The organism is Pseudomonas sp. FA-1 (genome assembly GCF_056856075.1).
The window spans coordinates 390582-406499 of record NZ_JBWXTH010000001.1 but is presented as its reverse complement, the minus strand read 5'-3'; the positions used below and the strand labels follow the sequence as shown (position 1 = coordinate 406499).

At 64.9% G+C, this 15918-nt stretch carries 17 protein-coding genes; 4 read left to right on the top strand and 13 right to left on the bottom strand.

Annotation, left to right across the window (positions count from 1 at the left end):
- Window positions 1-30: 30 nt before the first annotated feature.
- Together AC1MHZ_RS01850 and trmB are read left to right on the top strand one after the other, a co-directional pair.
- Entirely contained in the window at window positions 31-825 is a 795-nt protein-coding gene (locus tag AC1MHZ_RS01850; protein WP_043208630.1) for a thiazole synthase, read from the top strand.
- A gap of 9 nt (window positions 826-834) precedes the next feature.
- A complete protein-coding gene (gene trmB / locus AC1MHZ_RS01845; protein ID WP_084853802.1) occupies window positions 835-1557 on the top strand; it encodes a tRNA (guanosine(46)-N7)-methyltransferase TrmB in 723 nt (240 codons plus the stop codon).
- Between the two features lie 178 nt (window positions 1558-1735).
- Here trmB and AC1MHZ_RS01840 read toward each other — a convergent pair whose 3' ends face one another.
- The 9 genes from AC1MHZ_RS01840 to AC1MHZ_RS01800 form a co-directional block, all read right to left on the bottom strand.
- On the bottom strand, window positions 1736-2062 hold the full coding sequence (locus AC1MHZ_RS01840) for a DUF3392 domain-containing protein (protein ID WP_084853804.1): 327 nt from the start codon (window positions 2060-2062) through the stop codon (window positions 1736-1738).
- 9 nt (window positions 2063-2071) lie between these two features.
- Complete coding sequence (gene hemW / locus AC1MHZ_RS01835; protein ID WP_482965964.1) at window positions 2072-3259, bottom strand: radical SAM family heme chaperone HemW; 1188 nt, start codon at window positions 3257-3259, stop codon at window positions 2072-2074.
- A complete protein-coding gene (gene rdgB / locus AC1MHZ_RS01830; protein WP_084853808.1) occupies window positions 3256-3852 on the bottom strand; it encodes an RdgB/HAM1 family non-canonical purine NTP pyrophosphatase in 597 nt (198 codons plus the stop codon). Before rdgB ends, hemW begins: the two co-directional genes overlap by 4 nt.
- Window positions 3849-4283 carry a DUF4426 domain-containing protein gene (locus AC1MHZ_RS01825; protein WP_084853810.1) on the bottom strand — a complete coding sequence of 145 codons (435 nt, stop codon included), beginning with the start codon at window positions 4281-4283 and terminating at the stop codon, window positions 3849-3851. The genes rdgB and AC1MHZ_RS01825 overlap by 4 nt, the downstream gene beginning before the upstream one ends.
- Before the next feature lie 32 nt (window positions 4284-4315).
- Window positions 4316-4936: a methionine biosynthesis protein MetW gene (gene metW / locus AC1MHZ_RS01820; RefSeq protein ID WP_084853812.1), complete on the bottom strand. Its 621-nt coding sequence runs from the start codon at window positions 4934-4936 to the stop codon at window positions 4316-4318.
- A 7-nt stretch (window positions 4937-4943) separates the two neighbouring features.
- On the bottom strand, window positions 4944-6083 hold the full coding sequence (gene metX / locus AC1MHZ_RS01815) for a homoserine O-succinyltransferase MetX (protein ID WP_084853813.1): 1140 nt from the start codon (window positions 6081-6083) through the stop codon (window positions 4944-4946).
- Window positions 6084-6171: 88 nt separating this feature from the next.
- Entirely contained in the window at window positions 6172-6762 is a 591-nt protein-coding gene (locus tag AC1MHZ_RS01810) for a YggT family protein (RefSeq protein WP_084853815.1), read from the bottom strand.
- A gap of 10 nt (window positions 6763-6772) precedes the next feature.
- Window positions 6773-7591, bottom strand: coding sequence for a pyrroline-5-carboxylate reductase (proC, locus tag AC1MHZ_RS01805; protein ID WP_084853817.1), 819 nt, complete (start codon window positions 7589-7591; stop codon window positions 6773-6775).
- Window positions 7592-7629: 38 nt separating this feature from the next.
- Window positions 7630-8316 carry a YggS family pyridoxal phosphate-dependent enzyme gene (locus AC1MHZ_RS01800; RefSeq protein ID WP_324813672.1) on the bottom strand — a complete coding sequence of 229 codons (687 nt, stop codon included), beginning with the start codon at window positions 8314-8316 and terminating at the stop codon, window positions 7630-7632.
- 66 nt (window positions 8317-8382) lie between these two features.
- Between AC1MHZ_RS01800 and AC1MHZ_RS01795 the strand changes: the two genes are divergently transcribed.
- On the top strand, window positions 8383-9375 hold the full coding sequence (locus AC1MHZ_RS01795; RefSeq protein WP_482965963.1) for a type IV pilus twitching motility protein PilT: 993 nt from the start codon (window positions 8383-8385) through the stop codon (window positions 9373-9375).
- A 301-nt stretch (window positions 9376-9676) separates the two neighbouring features.
- On the opposite strand, the gene AC1MHZ_RS01790 is transcribed toward AC1MHZ_RS01795, so the two are convergent.
- Entirely contained in the window at window positions 9677-10309 is a 633-nt protein-coding gene (locus tag AC1MHZ_RS01790) for a C40 family peptidase (RefSeq protein ID WP_482965962.1), read from the bottom strand.
- A 168-nt stretch (window positions 10310-10477) separates the two neighbouring features.
- Here AC1MHZ_RS01790 and AC1MHZ_RS01785 point away from each other — a divergent pair, with 168 nt between their 5' ends.
- Window positions 10478-10897, top strand: a complete 420-nt coding sequence (locus tag AC1MHZ_RS01785; protein ID WP_084853824.1) for an NINE protein — start codon at window positions 10478-10480, stop codon at window positions 10895-10897.
- A 45-nt stretch (window positions 10898-10942) separates the two neighbouring features.
- Here the strand turns inward: AC1MHZ_RS01785 and AC1MHZ_RS01780 are convergent, their stop codons facing one another.
- From AC1MHZ_RS01780 to AC1MHZ_RS01770, 3 genes are all read right to left on the bottom strand, one after another.
- Window positions 10943-11641 (bottom strand): SPOR domain-containing protein, encoded by a 699-nt coding sequence (locus tag AC1MHZ_RS01780; RefSeq protein WP_084853826.1) that lies wholly within the window; start codon window positions 11639-11641, stop codon window positions 10943-10945.
- Between the two features lies 1 nt (window position 11642).
- Entirely contained in the window at window positions 11643-13379 is a 1737-nt protein-coding gene (argS, locus tag AC1MHZ_RS01775; protein ID WP_084853827.1) for an arginine--tRNA ligase, read from the bottom strand.
- Between the two features lie 200 nt (window positions 13380-13579).
- Window positions 13580-15799, bottom strand: coding sequence for a primosomal protein N' (locus AC1MHZ_RS01770; RefSeq protein WP_084853829.1), 2220 nt, complete (start codon window positions 15797-15799; stop codon window positions 13580-13582).
- Window positions 15800-15918 lie beyond the last annotated feature (119 nt).

Here is a 15918-nt window from a genome sequence, read left to right as displayed (position 1 = left end):
AGCCCCGCAACCTTTTCCAGAGGATCCACGATGAGCAACGTTCGTAGCGACAAGCCCTTCACCCTGGCCGGGCGCACTTTCCAGTCGCGCCTGCTGGTCGGCACCGGCAAGTACCGTGACATGGAAGAAACCCGCCTGGCCATCGAAGCCTCGGGTGCCGAGATCGTCACCGTTGCCGTGCGCCGCACCAACATCGGCCAGAACCCGGGTGAGCCGAACCTGCTCGATGTGCTGCCGCCGGACCGCTACACCATCCTGCCGAACACTGCCGGTTGCTACGACGCCGTCGAAGCGGTGCGCACCTGCCGTCTGGCCCGTGAGCTGCTCGACGGCCACAACCTGGTCAAGCTGGAAGTGCTGGCCGACCAGAAGACCCTGTTCCCCAACGTCATCGAGACCCTCAAGGCCGCCGAAGTGCTGGTCAAGGACGGTTTCGACGTGATGGTGTACACCAGCGACGACCCGATCATCGCCCGTCAGCTGGCCGAAGCCGGCTGCATCGCGGTGATGCCGCTGGCGGGCCTGATCGGCACCGGCCTGGGCATCTGCAACCCCTACAACCTGCAGATCATCCTGGAAGAATCCAAGGTGCCGGTGCTGGTCGATGCCGGCGTAGGTACCGCTTCCGACGCCACCATCGCCATGGAGATGGGTTGCGAGGCAGTGCTGATGAATTCGGCCATTGCCCATGCCCAGCAGCCGGTGCTGATGGCTGAGGCCATGAAGCACGCCATCGTCGCTGGTCGCATGGCCTACCTGGCCGGGCGCATGCCGAAGAAACTCTATGCCAGCGCCTCGTCGCCGCTGGAAGGTCTGATCAAGTAAGAGCCCCTGATGACTGAATCGCAAGACACGCCGATCACCACCGACGGCGAAGCCCGCCCGCACCGCCGCATCAAAAGTTTCGTGATGCGCGCCGGGCGTATGACCGAAGGCCAGCAACGCGGCCTGGAGCAGGGCGGCCCCCTGTTCATCCTGCCCCTGGCCGACAGCCCGGTGGACTACGACCAGGTGTTCGGCCGTTCGGCGCCGCGCACCCTGGAGATCGGCTTCGGCATGGGCCATTCCCTGCTGGAGATGGCCGCGGCCGCGCCTGAGTTGGATTTCATCGGTGTCGAAGTGCACCGTCCGGGTGTCGGTGCACTGCTCAATGGCGTATTGACCCAGGGCCTGAAGAACCTGCGGGTGTACGATTGCGACGCCATCGAGGTGCTCAACCGCTGCGTGGCCGACAACAGCCTCGACCGTTTGATGCTGTTCTTCCCCGACCCATGGCACAAGGCTCGCCATCACAAGCGCCGCATCGTCCAGCCGGAGTTCGCTGAGCTGGTGCGTCGCAAGCTCAAGGTAGGCGGCGTGTTCCATATGGCCACCGACTGGGAGCCGTACGCTGAGCACATGCTGGAGGTGATGAATGTCGCGCCGGGTTACCGTAACCAGTCGCCTGATGGCACCTATGTCCCACGCCCGACAGAGCGCCCGATCACCAAGTTCGAGCGCCGTGGCGAGCGCCTTGGCCATGGTGTTTGGGACCTGAAGTTCGAAAAGGTCGAGTGATCGGTTTCAATAAACCGCCCTCAGGACGATAACGCCACTCAGTCAAGCCTTATCGGCTGCACTTGGGCTGCTTTGCAGCCCATCGCACGCTGTCGCCAGCTCCCACCGGGATTGCGCCGCTCTGAAGACTTGCGAAATCACTGTGGGAGCCGGCTTGCCGGCGATGGGCGTCAGCGGATCAGCCGCGGCGGTCTGCCACCACGCCGATCAGGATCAGCACCACCAGCAGCACCGGCGCCAGGGCGTAGTTGTTGAACTGGGCCAGCCCCTTCACCACCCAGGGCGTTGCGTAGATCAACGCGGCGCCGCTGCCGATCATCACCAGCAGCGCCATGAAGGGCACGCGCAGGGCGCCGGCCAGGCCACCCAGGCGTCCTTCCACCCAGCCCTTGATGTCTGTGCCGAACAGCACCAGCAAGCAGCCTACCAAGGCCAGGGAGATTTCCGACAGGTTGCTGCGGCTCCAACGAGAAACGGTCGCGAGCAGATCAAGTACCAGATCCATGGGTCATCCTTAGGTCAAGAAGTACTGCAACAGGTCATTGAGAAACAGCTGGCCCCGGGGCGTAGCCACCAGCCGATCCGGTTCGACCTGCAAAAGGCCCTTTCGTTCTGCCTCGCGCCTGGCTTCTGCCAACTGCGAAAGCGCAAGCCCGGTGCGTTGGCTGAACAGCTCGGCTTCCACCCCTTGGGTCAGGCGCAGGGCATTCATCAGGAATTCGAAGGGTAGTTCGTCCACCGGTAGCCGTTTTTCCCCGGCCTTGAATGGCTTGGCCAGGTTCAGGTAGTCCTTGGGCAGGCGGGTCTTCCAGGTGCGCAGGATGCGCCCATCGGCGAAGGTCAGTTTGCCGTGGGCGCCGGCACCGATACCGATGAAGTCGCCAAAGCGCCAGTAATTGAGGTTGTGCCTGGCGGCGCGGCCCGCCTGGGCATAGGCCGAAACTTCGTACTGCTGGAAGCCGTTCGTGGCCATCAAGGCCTGCCCGGCTTCCTGGATGTCCCACAGGATGTCGTCTTCGGGCAACTCTGGTGGCTGGTTCCAGAATACGGTGTTCGGCTCGACGGTCAGTTGGTACCAGGACAAATGGGTCGGCCCCAGGTCGATGGCTTGGCGCAGATCTGCCAGGGCATCCTCCAGCGACTGGTCGGGCAGGCCGTGCATCAGGTCCATGTTGAAATTGTCGAAGCCGGCTGCCCTTGCCATGCCGGCAGCGCGGACCGCCTCGTCGCCGTTGTGGATGCGCCCCAGGGCCTGGAGCTTGGCTGGCTGGAAGCTCTGCACGCCGATGGACAGGCGGTTGATGCCCGTTTGCCGGTAGGCCTTGAACTTCTCCTGCTCGAAGGTCCCGGGGTTGGCCTCCAAGGTGATCTCGATGTCCGTGGCGAACGGGATGCGCTGCTCCACGCCGCGCAGCAACCGCCCCAAGGCATTGGCGCTGAACAGGCTCGGCGTGCCGCCGCCGAAGAAGATCGAACTGAGCACGCGGTCCTGCACGGCGCCCATCTCCTGGTCCAGGTCGGTCAGCAGGGCATCGACGTACGCCTCTTCCGGCAGCTTAGGGCCGGCGGCATGGGAATTGAAGTCGCAATAGGGGCATTTGCGCACGCACCACGGAATGTGGATATACAGGGCCAGGGGTGGCAGCGTGGCGAAACCCGCCGCACCAGGATGGCGCGGCTGGGTGGACAGCGTTTCGGTCATTTCAGGCCCAGACGTTGACGCAGCAGGGCCATGGCGCGGGCGCGGTGGCTGAGCTGGTTCTTTTCCAGGGGGCTGAGGTCGGCGCTGGAGCACTTGCGCTCCGGCACCCAGAACAGCGGGTCGTAGCCGAAGCCGTGCTCGCCGCTGGCTTCGAACAGGATGCTGCCGTGCCACAGGCCTTCGCAGAGGATGGGCAATGGGTCCTCGGCATGACGCACCAGGGCCAGGACACAGACGAACTGCGCGCCGCGCTCCTCGACCGGAACGTCCTTCAAGGCTTCGAGCAGCTTGGCGTTGTTCGCCGCATCGCCTTTGCCATCGGCGTAGCGCGCCGAGTAGATGCCCGGAGCGCCGCCGAGGCAGTCCACCGCAAGGCCCGAGTCGTCCGCCAGGGCGGGCAGGCCGGAGATGCGTGCGGCATTGCGGGCCTTGAGGATGGCGTTCTCGACGAACGACAGGCCGGTCTCCTCAGGCTCCACCTGGCTGAATTCGCCGATCGAGCGCAGGTGCACGGACTCGCCGAGCATGGCCTGCAGTTCCTTGAGTTTGCCGGCGTTGTGGCTGGCCAATACGAGTTGCTGGAAATTCATCATTCGCCTGGGAACACTTCCTGGTTGAAGCTGAGTTTATGGCTGACACCGCCGGTTTCGACGTTGACGTCGAAGGTCAGGGTTTCCGGCTGTTCGATCTTGAACTGGGCGATGTAGTACACCGCGCCCTGGTCGCTGATCTGCTTGAACGACAGCGGGCTGCTACGCCCGGTCAGGTCCTTCACCGTGCCGCTGACCACCGCCATGCCTGGCTTGCCGGCCTTGAGCACGGCAATGTTGAGCACGCCCTGGTTCTTGCTGCGGGTCAGGCCCGTGGCGGCGGCCACGTCCGGCTGCAGCATGCTCGAGGTGAAGGCGCTGTAATGCACCGTGACGTCGCCGAAGACTTCCTTGCGCTCCGGCCTGGCGGGGTCTGCGGCCAGTACCGGCAGGGCCAGGCACAGGCTGATCAGGAATAGGGCTAGGCGACGCATGGTGCAATCCTCCAATGGGTTGGACGCGAGGTTCAGACCGCGACCTGATGTTCTGGCAGGCCGCGGCTACTGACGCGATAAATGCCGATCTCCCCTAGAAGATTAGGCCATAGCCGGCCCGCCCACCCATTACGGTGCAGATGATCGACCGCCAGGCGGTCGATGACCTTGGCGTTGCGCTCGTGGCACAGCTCTTCGAAGTCGGCGAAGGTGCAGAAGTGGATGTTCGGGGTGTTGTACCAGGTGTAGGGCATGAAGTCCGAGACCGGCATGCGACCTTTGGTCGCCAGGTACCAACGGCAACGCCAGTGGCCGAAGTTGGGGAAAGTGATGATGCATTGACGCCCCACGCGCAACATCTCGTCGAGGATGCGGTCGGGGTACTCCACGGCCTGCAGGGCCTGGGTCATGACCACCACGTCGAAGCTGTTGCTGGCGAAGTTGCCCAAGCCCTTGTCCAGGTCCTGCTCGATGACGTTGACGCCCTTGGCCACGCAGGCGGCGATGTTGTCGGCGTCGATCTCCAGGCCATAGCCGGTGACCTGCTTGCGCTCGCGCAACGAGGCCAGCAGTTCGCCGCTGCCGCAGCCCAGGTCGAGTACCCGGCTGCCGGCGGGGATCCAGTCGTGGATGATTTCCAGGTCGGCTCTCATGCTGTCCTCAGATGGCGATGCGGTTCATGTAGTTCGCGAAACCCTGCATGTAGCGAGGCGTGGGGATCAGGAAGGCATCGTGCCCGTAAGGTGAGTCGATCTCCAGGTAGCAGACGTTCTTGCGTGCTGCCATCAGGGCGTCGACGATCTCCCGCGAACGCGCCGGGGAGAAGCGCCAGTCGGTGGTGAATGACATGATGCAGTAGTCCGCCGAGACGTGTGCCAGGGTAGCGGCCAGATCGCCGCCGTGGCTTGCGGCCGGGTCGAAATAGTCCAGCGCCTTGGTCATCAGCAGGTAGGTATTGGCGTCGAAGCGCCCGGAGAACTCCTCGCCTTGGTAGCGCAGGTAGCTCTCGACCTGGAACTCGACACTGTGGAAGTCGTAGTTGAGCTTGTCGCTCTTGAGCTCGCGACCGAATTTCTCACCCATGGAGTCGTCGGACAGGTAGGTGATATGGCCGACCATGCGCGCAAGCATCAGGCCGCGCTTGGGAATCACGCCTTGGTCCTGGAACGAGCCGCCGTGGAACTCCGGGTCGGTGAGGATGGCCTGGCGTGCCACCTCGTTGAAGGCGATGTTCTGTGCCGAGAGCTTGGGGGCCGAGGCAATGTCCACGCAATGGCGAACGCGGTCCGGGTAGCTGATGGTCCACTGCAGCGCCTGCATGCCGCCCAGGCTGCCGCCGACCACGGCGGCCCACTGGCCGATGCCCAGGCGGTCGGCCAGGCGCGCCTGGCTGTGTACCCAGTCTTCCACGGTCAGGACCGGGAACTCCGCGCCGTAGGGCTTGCCGGTGGCCGGGTTGGTGCTGCTCGGGCCGGTGCTGCCGTTGCAGCCGCCCAGGTTGTTCAGGCTGACCACGAAGAAGCGGTTGGTGTCGATCGGTTTGCCAGGGCCTATGCAGCTGTCCCACCAGCCCGGCTTGCGGTCGGTAGGGGCGTGGTAGCCCGCGGCATGGTGGTGGCCGGACAACGCATGGCAGATCAGCACGGCATTGCTGGCAGTGCTGTTGAGGGTGCCATAGGTTTCGTAGACCAGCTCGTAGCTGGCCAGGGAGCGGCCGCAGGCCAGGGCCAGCGGCTCATCGAACCGGGCGGTTTGCGGTGTTACCAGACCAACGGAATCTTCGGGAAGGACAGTGGACATCGACCCTGCTCACGCTTGACGGAGGCGTAAGTCTAAAGAGGGCCACCCCCAGCGGCAAGCGAAGGCTTGCCGCTGGGGGCAAGGTCGGTCAGATCATTCGCCACAGCTCTTGTGGCATGCCAGCGTAGGCGGCCAGCGGGGGCATGACGAACGACTGGATCACCTGGATCGCCAGGAATGCGAAGATCGGCGAGATGTCCATGCCGCCGAGGTTCGGGACCAGGCGACGGAACGGCGCCAGCACCGGTTCGCTGATCTGGTAGGCCAGTTCGGCCGCCGGGTTGTGGCTGTTGGGGGCGACCCAGGACACGATCACCATGACGATCATCGCCACCCAGAAGATCTTCAGGAACAGCGAGGTGACACCGATGATCGCCCACATCAGCAGGTGCAAGACGTCGCCGAAGGTACCGTAGCTGACCATCAGCACGAAGGCCATCAGCAGCGCCTGGATCACCACCGACAACACCAGGGACGAAGTGTCCAGGCCACCGACGCTGGGGATGATGCGGCGAAGCGGCTTGAGCAGCGGCTGGGTGGCGCGCACCGCGAACTGGCTCAGCGGGTTGTAGAAGTCGGCCTTGACCAGTTGCAGTACGAAGCGCAGCAGGACGATCACCAGGTACAGGCTGACCAGGGTTTGCACCACGAAAATCGCGGCGCCGGACAATGCATTCATCGACAGCTCCTTATTTGCCCAGTTGCTCGGCCAGTTCGGCGGAACGTTTTGCCGCGGCCTCCAGTGCCTGCTCGACGATGGCCTCGAAGCCATTGCCTTGGAACGACTTGATCGCAGCCTCCGTGGTGCCGGCCGGCGAGGTCACGCGGCGGCGCAGTTCGGCGGCGTCGACGTCGCTGGCTGCGGCCATGTGCGCGGCGCCCAGGGCGGTCTGCAAGGTCAGCTGGGAGGCAGTTTCGCGCGGCAGGCCGAGCTTCTCGCCGGCGGCGGTCATGGCCTCGATCAGCAGGAAGAAGTAGGCCGGGCCGCTGCCGGAAACGGCGGTGACGGCATCTAGCTGCTGCTCCTGCTCCAGCCACAGCACGGTGCCCACGGCAGACAGCAATTGCTCGGCCTGCTGGCGCTGCTCGGCCGAGACTTCGACGGTGGCGTACAGGCCGCTGGCGCCCTGGCGCAGCAGGGCCGGGGTATTGGGCATGCAGCGCACCACCGGGCGGGCGCCGAGCCAGGCCTGGAGGCTGGCGCAGGTGATGCCGGCAGCGATGGAAACGATCAGCTGGCCTGGGGCGAGGTGTGGCTGCAGGGCTTGGCACACGGCCTTCATGACCTGTGGCTTGACCGACAGGACGATCACGTCTGCGCCGGTAATGGCCTGGGCGTTGTCTTCGAAGGCTTCGATGCCATGCTCGGCGCTGATCCGCGCCCGGGTCTCGGCGCCCGGGTCGCTGGCGCGGATCTGCGCGGCATCCAGGCCCTGGGCACGCAGGCCGCCGATCAGGCTGGCGGCCATGTTGCCGGCGCCGATAAAGGCAATTCGTGTCTTGCTCATGTCAGGTCCTTGAGGGAGAGAGTGAGTAAAGCATGGATTCAGGCGGCGCCGTAGTCGCGCGCCCCGAACAGGGCGGTGCCGATACGTACCCAGGTCGCTCCCTGGGCGATGGCGGCCTCGAGGTCGTGGCTCATGCCCATGGACAAGGTGTCCAGGCCTAGGCCAAGGCCTTCCTGCAACTGGCGCAGGCTGGCGAAGGCGGCCTCCTGGGCGGCGCGGTCATCGGTGGGCTCGGGGATCGCCATCAGGCCACGCAGGCGTAGCCGGGGCAGGGCCGCCACGGCCTGGGCCAGGGCTGGCAGGTCGGCGGGGGGGCAGCCGGACTTGCTGTCCTCGCCGCTGACATTCACCTGCAGACAGATGTTCAGCGGCGCCAGGCCCTCGGGGCGTTGTTCGGACAGGCGTTGGGCGATCTTCAGGCGGTCCACGGAATGTACCCAGTCGAAATGCTCGGCAATGGCCTTGGTTTTGTTCGACTGAATGGGGCCGATGAAGTGCCAGATCAAGGGCAGGTCATCGAGCTCGACCTGCTTGGCCAGGGCCTCCTGTAGATAGTTTTCGCCGACATCGCGCACGCCTGCGGCGTGGATCTCGCGGATGGCGCTGGCCGGTTTGGTCTTGCTCACCGCCAACAGCTGGACGCTGGCCGGGTCGCGTCCGGCGGCCTGTGCTGCGCTGTCGATGCGAGCGGCGAGGGCGGAAAGGTTGTCTGCTATGGTGGACATGGAATCGATGCCGACGGCTCTGTGGTCTGCGGCATTCTACCTGCTTGATGGCCTTTGGGGAGTCTCATGGATGTGACCGACCTGCTGGCCCGGGCCAAGGCTGCGGGGGCGTCTGACCTGCACCTGGCCGCGGGCGAAATTCCCATGCTGCGCCTGGATGGCCAGCTGCAGCGCCTGGACCTGCCGCCCCTGGCGGCCTGCGCCCTCGAGGATGCATTGGCGCCGCTGCTGGACCAAGCACAGCGGCGCCAATGGGCGAGTGGCGATGAGCTGGACCTGGCCGTGACGCTGCCGGGCCCTGTGCGTATCCGCTTGAACCTGTACCGCCAACGCAATGGGCCCGGGGCGAGCCTGCGCTTGCTACCCAGCCGCGTGCCGACCGTGGATGAGCTGGGCCTGGAGGAAGTGTTTCAGCCTGTTGCGCAGTGGCGCGACGGCCTGGTGCTGGTCGGCGGGCCGACCGGCAGCGGCAAGTCGTCCACCGTGGCGGCCCTGGTCGACCAGCTCAACCACACGCACGCCTTGCACATCATCACGCTCGAAGACCCTGTTGAACTTATCCACAGCAGCCAGCGCAGCCTGGTCAGCCAGCGTGAGATTGGCCGCGACTGCCGGGATTTCGCCCAGGGCCTGCGCAGCGCCTTGCGTCAGGACCCGGATGTGATCGTGATCGGTGAATTGCGTGACCTGGAGAGCATTCGCCTGGCCTTGCGCGCAGCGGAAACCGGCCACTTGGTGCTGGCGACGGTGCATACCCGGTCGGCGGTGAACAGCATCGACCGGTTGGTGGAGGTGTTTGCCGCAGAAGAAAAGGCGCTGGTACGGGCGATGCTGGCGGAGTCGTTGCGCCTGGTGGTGGCGCAGGTGCTGGTCAAGCGTGTGGGCGGTGGCCGGGTGGCTGCACGGGAAGTGCTGGTGGCGACGCCTGCGGTGCGCAACCTGATCCGCGAGGGGCGGATGGCGCAGTTGCAGTCCGTGATGCAGACCGGGGCGGCGGCGGGGATGAAGACGATGGAGATGGCGTTGCAGGCGTTGCGAGAGCGGGGCGAGGTAGCGTAACGCGGTCACGGACGGACGTCGGAGGGGCGGGCCGGGCCCGATATCGCTATGCCTGGCAAGGGCTGCGCCCTTGATCGCGGGACAAGCCCGCTCCCACAAGGGACCACGTACTGCCGTGCGGGTATTGTTCTCCAGGATCCAGTCATAAGCTGTGCTGACTACACAACTCAGACAGATCGCCTCCCCTGTGGGAGCGGGCTTGTCCCGCGATCAAGGGCGAAGCCCTTGCCAGGCAGTGGTGCTAAATGCTTGTCCACAACGACTGAATCACCCACAAGGAGCAGGGCCTATGGGGACAGGTTCAGCGCTTGGCCAGGGCCAGCGTCTGTTCTTTGGGCAACACCCGCTTGGCCACCACGTAATGCCGTTGCCAGTACGGCTTGCTCAGGGTATCGATGCTCACCCGCTTGCCAGTACGCGGTGCATGGATGAAGCGGTCGTTGCCCAGGTAGATGGCCACGTGATTGACCCGGCGGCTCTTGATGTTGAAGAAGATCAGGTCGCCTGGCTTGAGGTCGCTCTTGGCCACCTTGACGCCATGCCCGCGGGCCATGGCATTGGAGGTGCGCGGCAGGTAGACGTCGGCGACATCGGTGAAGGCGTACTTGACCAGCCCGCTGCAGTCGAAGCCCTTGCTCGGGCTGCTGCCGCCCCAACGGTAGGGCGCGCCGAGTACATTGACGGCACGGCTGAGCACATTGCTGCTCTGCTTGGCCGACATCATGGCCACAGGCAGTTGGCTGGAGACCTTGGCGGCGTTGCTCGGGCGAGCGCGCAAGCTGGTCTGCTTGATCGGCGTGCGCTTTACGGTGCTACTGGCGTTGGTGGTGTAGCCGGTAAACCCGTTGGGAAGACGTTGCTCACGGTTGGTGGCGTGGGCGGCCAGGGGTAACAGAAGGCAGAGGGTCAGCCATGTCTTGAACAAAGGCGGCATAGTTGAAACTCTTTTAGGTATGTGTTGGCTGTATGGCGCGCAACTCTATAACACCTACGGTGGGTTTTTCGTTCCGTTGGTCGATTGCGCGGGTACCATACGTCGGCTTCCAAGGAAAAAGTCACAAATTTCCTTAGAAAATTTTTCACTAACCCAAGGAGGACAAGCATGAATGGTTATCAACAGGGGGCGCCGTTGCACGACACCCACAGCAAGGTCCTGGGTTATCTCTTGTGGATCTTCGGCTTCACGGGCTCGCACCGCTTCTACTACGGCAAGCCGATCACAGGCACCCTCTGGTTCTTCACCTTGGGCCTGTTCGGCATTGGCTGGCTGATCGACCTGTTCCTGATTCCATCGATGGACCGTGAGGCGGACATGCGCTTCCAGCCAGGGCGGGTGGACTACAACCTGGCATGGATCCTCCTGACCTTCCTGGGGATCTTCGGTGCGCATCGCCTTTACCAGGGCAAGTGGATCAGCGCCTTGATCTACCTGCTCACCGGTGGCCTGTTCCTGGTGGGCGTGCTGTATGACTTCTGGACCCTCAACAGCCAGATTTCCCAGGTCAACGCCGAACGCCGCTGACAGAAAAAAGGTCTTGTCGCGTGGGGCGGCAAGGCCTTCTTTTGTTTACTGGCGGGTCTGTCGTTGCTGCAACAGCAGGTTGCCAAAGCCTGCCCCGGCCAGTTGCTTCTGTGCCCCGGTCAGCTGTTCACGGTTGCTGAACGGGCCGACCAGTACGCGGTACCAGGTCTCGTCCTTCACCGTCCCCGACTCCACCTTGACCGACTGGCCGAGCAGGATGATCTGTGCCCGGACCTTGTCGGCATCGGCCTGCTTGCGGAACGAGCCGGCCTGGAGGAAGAACTGCGTGGTCGCTGCCGGCTTGATCACCGGGGGCGCAGGCGGAGGTGTCTGCCCCATCAGGGCGGCCTGGGCGCGGGCGGTGTCGATCTTCGCCGCTTCCGCCGGCGTGACCGGCTTGACCGGTTGCGCCGGCACCGGTGGAGTTTTTTCCGGCACGGCTTCGGGCGGCACGATGACCTCCGACTCCGGCAGCAGCGTATAGAAGTCGTACTTGGGCTTGACCGGCTGCTGCTGCGCAGGTGCGCTGCCTTTACCGGCTTCGGCGACCTTCGCCGGCTTCTGCTGCTCGGGCTTGGTGCGCTTGATGTCGTCGCCGCCAGGCTCGAGCTTCATCAGGAAGACGATGAAGGCGCCGACGGTCAGGCCGACCGCCAGCCAGATCCAGCCCGGGATCGGCTGTTTGGCCGGTGCCTGGTTACGGCTGGCGCCACGCTTGGGTGCGGGTTTTTTCTTGGCAGCCAACTTACATGCGCTCCAGGGTTTCCAGGCCGAGCAGTTCCAGGCCCTGCTTGAGGGTCCGACCGGTCAGGGCGGCCAGGCGCAGACGGCTCTGTTGCTGCTCGGCGGTCTCGGCGGCGAGGATCGGGCAGTTTTCGTAGAAGCTGGAGAACAGGCCGGCGATGTCGTACAGGTAGCTGCACAGCACGTGTGGGGTGCCCTTCTCGGCCACGTTGTTGAGCACTTCGCCGAACTGCGCCAGGCGCGCGGCCAGGTCCTGCTCGTGGGCAGCCTGCAGGGTGATCTTGCCCTCGACTTCGTCAAAGCCCTTGCCCAGCTTGCGGAACACACTGGCCACGCGGGTGTAGGCGTACAGCAGGTACGGCGCGGTGTTGCCGTCGAAATTGAGCATCAGCTCGAAGTTGAAGCTGTAGTCGCTGGTGCGGTGCTTGGACAGGTCTGCGTACTTCACTGCGCCGATGCCGACCACTTCACCGATGCGGCGCAGTTCGTCCTCGGACAGGCTCGGGTTCTTGTCCTTGACCAGGGTATAGGCGCGTTCCTTGGCCTCTGTGAGCAGGTCGATCAGCTTCACGGTGCCGCCGTCGCGGGTCTTGAACGGGCGGCCGTCGGCGCCGTTCATGGTGCCGAAGCCCATGTGCTCCATCTGCATCGGGTGGCCGACGAAACCTGCGCGGCGGGCGACTTCGAATACCTGGTTGAAATGCAGGGCCTGGCGCTGGTCGACGAAGTACAGGGCACGATCGGCCTTGAGCACATTGCTGCGGTAGCGTACGGCGGCAAGGTCGGTGGTGGCATAGAGGTAGCCACCGTCGGCCTTCTGCACGATCACCGGCAGCGGCTCGCCTTCGGCATTCTTGAATTCGTCGAGGAATACGCACTGGGCGCCCTGGTCCTCGACCAGCAGGCCCTTGGCCTTGAGGTCGGCCACGACATTGGCCAGGTCGGCGTTGTAGGCGCTTTCGCCCATCACATCGGCCATGGTCAGTTTGACATTGAGCAGCTCGTAGGTCTTCTGGCAGTGGGACAGGGAGATGTCCTTGAAGCGGGTCCACAGGGCCATGCACTCGGGGTCGCCGGCCTGCAGCTTGACCACCAGGCCACGGGCGCGGGTGGCGAACGCTTCGGACTCGTCGAAGCGCTTCTTGGCTGCGCGGTAGAAGTTCTCCAGGTCCGACAGTTCGTCGCTGGTGATCGGGTTCTCTTCCAGGTAGGCCAACAGCATGCCGAACTGGGTGCCCCAGTCGCCCACGTGGTTCTGGCGGATCACCTGGTCGCCGAGGAACTCCAGGACCCGGGCGACGCTGTCGCCGATGATGGTCGAGCGCAGATGGCCGACGTGCATTTCTTTGGCCAGGTTCGGTGCCGACAGGTCGATCACCACCTTCTCGCTCGGGCCGGCCTTGCGCACGCCCAAGTGATCGTCGGCCAGGGCGGCGTCCAGGCGGTTGGCCAGCGCCTGGGTGTTCTGGAAGAAGTTAAGGAAGCCTGGGCCTGCGATCTCGACCTTGGTGATGTCGTCGCTGGCCGGCAGGGCATCGATGAGTTTTTCGGCCAGGTCGCGTGGCTTCATGCCGGCGGGCTTGGCCAGCATCATGGCGATGTTGCTGGCGAAATCGCCGTGGGTCTTGTCCCGGGCATTTTCCACCTGGATCGCCGGCGTCAGCCCTTCAGGCAGCACGCCGTCGGAGACGAGTTGGGTGAGGGCTTGCTGGATCAGCTGGCGAATGGTGTCTTTCATGGCGTTCTCTTTTCGACCGCAAGCGCGGTGGGGCGCTTCGATGCGCAGGTGGAAAAACTGGGCATTATCCGTTCCTGGGGGCGTGTTGCCAACCTTTGGTGCTGCATGGTCCGGCCCTATCGCCGACTACAGGTACGGCGTTGTCTCTGAAATAGTGCAGGGCAGGTGGGAGCCGGCTTGCCGGCGATAGGGCGATCGGTTCAGTACAGGTCGACCGGGTCCACGTCCAGCGACCAGCGTACCTGGCGCCCTGACGGCATGTGCTCCAACACTAGCAACCAGGCGCTGATCAGTCGATGCAAAGGCGCCCGGGTATTGGCCTGGAGCAATAATTGCGCGCGGAAGCGCCCGGCTCGGCGCTCCATGGGCGCCGGTACCGGGCCGAGCAGCTCGATACCGTGCAGGTTCTGCTCGGCCAGCAGGCGTTCGGCCGCGGCGCAGGCCTCGTCGAGAAAGCCCTCCGCCTGGCCCGGCTTGTGCGCCTCGGCGCGCAGCAAGGCCAAATGGGCGAAAGGGGGCAGGCCTGCAGCCCGACGTTCGCTCAGGGCCTGTTCGGCGAAGGCGAAGTAGCCCTGCTCGGTCAGCTGCACCAGCAAGGGGTGCTCGGCCAGGTGGGTCTGGATGATCACCTTGCCTGGCTCCTCGGCCCGCCCGGCGCGGCCGGCCACCTGGACAATCAGCTGGGCCATGCGCTCGCTGGCGCGGAAATCGCCGGAGAACAGGCCGCCATCGGCGTCGAGGATGGCCACCAGCGTCACCCGGGGGAAGTGGTGTCCCTTGGCCAGCATCTGCGTCCCGACCAGGATGCTGGGCTGGCCGCGCTGGATGGTGGTGAACAGGTTGTGCATGGCGTCCTTGCGCGAGGTGCTGTCGCGGTCGACGCGCAGGACAGGGTAGTCGGGGAACAGCGTTTTCAGGCGCTCCTCGGCCCGCTCAGTGCCCGCGCCCACCGGGCGCAGGTCGACATGGGCACACTGCGGGCACTGGTGCGGCAAGCGCTCGTCGTGGCCGCAATGGTGGCAGCGCAGCACGCCGGAGCGTTGGTGTACAGTCATCCGCGCATCGCAGCGTGGGCATTCGCTCAGCCAGCCGCAGTCATGGCACAGCAGCGTCGGGGCGAAGCCGCGGCGGTTGAGGAATACCAGCACTTGCTGGCCGGCTTCCAGGGTCTGGCGGATGGCTTGCTGCAGCGGGCCGCTGATGCCGCTGTCCAGGGGCAGGCTGCGCACATCCAGGCGCAGGAAGCGAGGGGCACGTGCGCCGCCGGCGCGCTGGTTCATGCGCAGCAGGCCGTAGCGCCCGCTGTGGGCGTTGTGCAGGCTCTCCAGCGAGGGCGTGGCGGAGCCGAGCAGGATCGGGATGTTTTCCTGGTGGGCACGAACCACGGCCAGGTCCCGGGCGTGGTAGCGCAGGCCTTCTTGCTGCTTATAGGAACCGTCGTGCTCCTCATCGATGATGATCAGGCCCGGATTCTTCATGGGCGTGAACAGCGCCGAGCGCGTGCCGATGATGATGTCGGCCTCGCCATCGCGGGCCGCCAGCCAGGCATCGAGGCGCTCACGGTCGCCTACCGCCGAGTGCAGCAGGGCGATGCGGGCATTGAAACGCTGCTCGAAACGCGCCAGGGTCTGTGGACCCAGGTTGATCTCGGGGATCAGGATCAATGCTTGCTTGCCCGCTTCCAGGGTTTCACGGATCAGCTGCAGGTAGACCTCGGTCTTGCCGCTGCCCGTCACGCCGGCCAGGAGGAAGGCGTGGAAGGCGCCGAAGCCCGAGCGCACGGCATCGAAGGCAGCCAGCTGCTCCTCGTTAAGAGGCAGTTCCGGCTGTGCCAACCAGTGTTCGTGACGAGCCTGGGGCAGGTGGCGGCGTATTTCCACCTGGACCAGTTCCTTGGCCAGCAACAGATCCAGGCTGTCTTTGTTCAGGCCCAGCTTGGCCAACAGGCTGTGGGCGACACCGTGGGGGTGTTGCGACAACGTCTTGAGGGCTTCGCGCTGGCGTGGTGCACGGGCGATGCGCGGGTCTTCCAGGCGGGCGCCGGGCGCCACGTGCCAGAAGCGCTCCTGACGCATCTCGGCCGGCTCGCCCTGGCGCAGCAGGGTCGGCAGGGCCCAGTTCAGGGTGTCGCCCAGGCTGTGCTGGTAATACTGCGAGGTCCACAGGCACAGCTTGAACAGCGCGGCGGGCAGGGGCGAGACCGGGTCGAGCAGGGCGCTGGCAGGCTTGAGCTTGTCTGCCGGGACTTCGCTCTTGTCGCAGACTTCCACCAGCACGCCGATCATCTCCCGGCGCCCGAACGGCACGCGGATGCGCATGCCTGGCACCAGCGCCTGGCGGGCCATGCTGGCCGGGGCCCGGTAGTCGAACAGGCGACGCAGGGGCGAGGGCAGGGCAAGGCGCAGGATGACGTCGGACACGCGGAAGGTCTCTGGAGGGCATTTCGGAATCCGCCGAGACTAGCAGACGACAGTCGGTGATCGCGACACCTTGCGTTGGCGTGATGCTCTGGTATTATTCGCCGCCTAATTACGTGCGG